At 70.0% G+C, this 2,241-nt stretch carries 2 protein-coding genes; both read right to left on the reverse strand.

What is annotated here, in order from left to right:
- Positions 1–164 precede the first annotated feature (164 nt).
- Positions 165–1,493, reverse strand: a complete 1,329-nt coding sequence (locus VFM98_RS14335; protein ID WP_325110591.1) for a Rieske 2Fe-2S domain-containing protein — start codon at positions 1,491–1,493, stop codon at positions 165–167.
- Between the two features lie 69 nt (positions 1,494–1,562).
- Positions 1,563–2,241, reverse strand: a 679-nt coding sequence (locus VFM98_RS14340; RefSeq protein WP_325110592.1) for a GNAT family N-acetyltransferase, incomplete at its 5' end; no start/stop codon positions are given.

Raw genomic sequence — 2,241 nt, forward strand, 5'->3', positions numbered from 1 at the left:
GGGCAGGGTGGCGCCGGGCGCAGCTGGACTTCCTGGAACGCTATCACGCCCGGTAGGCTGGCGGTGAGCGCGCGCAATGCGCGCCGAACCCCAGCTTCGCTGCGCTCGCTGATCGCTGGGCTTCGCGCTCACGCGGCTCAGCACCAGCCTACTCGGTGACTGCGTCACCGGCGCGGCACGCGCATTGCCGCCTGCAGCTTCTCCCGGTAGGCCTGCTGCCAATCCACGCCCGCCGGCGTGTGGAACGAGCCGCTGCGGGCACCCCACATCACCTCGGGATCGGCGACGCCCGGCGGCAGCGTGCCTTCCTGGCGCAGCGCGAGCGCGGCCTTCAGCACGCGGCGGCGGGTGCGTGCCACCATCTGGTCGCTCGCGACCAGGTGCTCGAAGGAATGGTCGGTGATCGGCCCCATCGACTCGGTGATCGCCTGGTCCTGCAGGAACACCATGCGGATGCCGGTGTAGATCTCGTTGCGGCGCTGCGCGTCGCGGTCGATCTGGTAGTCGTTCTCGGCCCGCGCCACCGGGCGCCAGCGGCCGTACCAGTCGGTCGTGTTGGGCAGGTAGTCCACGGCGGGCGCGAAGCCCGGCAGCGGCTGGCCGTTCTTCAGCGGCATGCCGCTGTAGACCGGGGGCGACTTCTTCCAGCCGATCATCACCACCATCGTGTGCTCGTCGTCCATCGGCACCCAGCCGCGCACGCCCACGTGGGTGAGGAAGTCGGCGTTGGGCGCCTGGGTCCAGAAGGGGAACATGAAATTTGCGATGCGCCAGGAGGTGCGGCCGTCCGCCTCGCTGCGGTAGGCACCGTAGCTGGTGCCCCAGGGCGTCTCCGCCACGTGGTACTCGGGCGCGCGGTTGGTCACCGTGTGCCGCATCGGATGGTCGTCCTGGAAGTCGTCGGGATGGGCATGGCCCGCGTGCAGGAAGCCGAAGTGGGAGGTGTCGATGTCGCCTTCCAGCGCCTGCAGCCAGTTGCAGGCGCGCTGCACGAAGCGCACGCTGACCTCTTCCGGCGGGATCAGGGCCGCCTCCAGCGCGGGCGGCGGCGGCACCTGGTCCTGCGGGCCCATGTAGACCCACACCAGGCCGGCCCGTTCCATGGCCTTGTAGGCCTTGGCCTTGACCTTGCCGCGGATCTCCTCGCCGTTGGAGACGTTGGGCAGGTCGAGGCAGTTGCCTTCCACGTCGAACTTCCAGCCGTGGTAGACGCAGCGCATGCCGCCTTCCTCGTTGCGGCCGAAGAAGAGCGAGGCGCAGCGGTGCGGACAGCGGTGGTCCATCACGCCCACCCGCCCGGCGGAATCGCGGAATGCCACCAGCTTCTCGCCCAGCAGCATCAGGCGCACCGGATCGCCGTCGGCCTTCAATTCGCCCGAGGCCAGGGCCGGCAGCCAGTAGCGCCGCATCAGGTCGCCCATCGCGGTCCCCGGGCCGACGCGGGTCATCAACTCGGACTGGGAGGGCGCCTGCCCCGGTGCCTGCGTGCTCAACTCACCGTCTCCTTCGAAAATGGAATTTGCTTCCATTATTGGCGAGAACGGCGCCGCAGCCAACGGGCCTTACCCGGACGGCCCCGGCTCCTGCCCGTGCCGGAAGGGCGAGCGCGCTTCCAGGTGCTCCAGGTAGTGCTCGACGCCGCGCCCCTCGCGCTTCAGGAACTGCTCCACGGCATCGGCGAAGGCGGGGTGGGCCAGCCAGTGCGCGCTGGTGGTCTTCACCGGCATCAGCGCCCGGGCCATCTTGTGCTCGCCTTGCGCGCCGCCTTCGAAGCGCGCGATGCCATGGGCGACGCACCAGGCGAGCGGCTGGTAGTAGCAGGCCTCGAAGTGCAGGCAGTCCACCCGCTCCAGCGCGCCCCAGTAGCGCCCGTAGGCGGCGCCGTCGCCGACGCTGATCAGGCTGCTGGCGATCGGCTTGCCGCGCCGCTCGGCGACGAACAGTAGCCAGTTCTCCGGCATCTGCGCCGCCATGCGACGGAAGAAGTCGCGCGTGAGGTAGGGCGCATTGCCGTGCTCGAGGTAGGTGCGCTCGTAGCAGCGGTAGAAGAAGTCCCAGTCCTTCGCCGCGATCCCGCGACCGAGCGCGTGGCGGAAGGTCACGCCCGCTTCCGCCACCTTGCGCCGCTCCTGCCGGATCTTCTTGCGCTTCTCCTGGGTGAGGCTGGCGAGGAAGGCGTCGAAGTCGGCGTACGCTGCGCTTCCGCCGCCGGGCCGCCCCAAGGCGGAAGCAGCCCCCTCG

It is taken from the genome of Ramlibacter sp. (assembly GCF_035706265.1).
In the GTDB taxonomy this organism is placed as follows: Bacteria; Pseudomonadota; Gammaproteobacteria; order Burkholderiales; family Burkholderiaceae_C; genus Ramlibacter.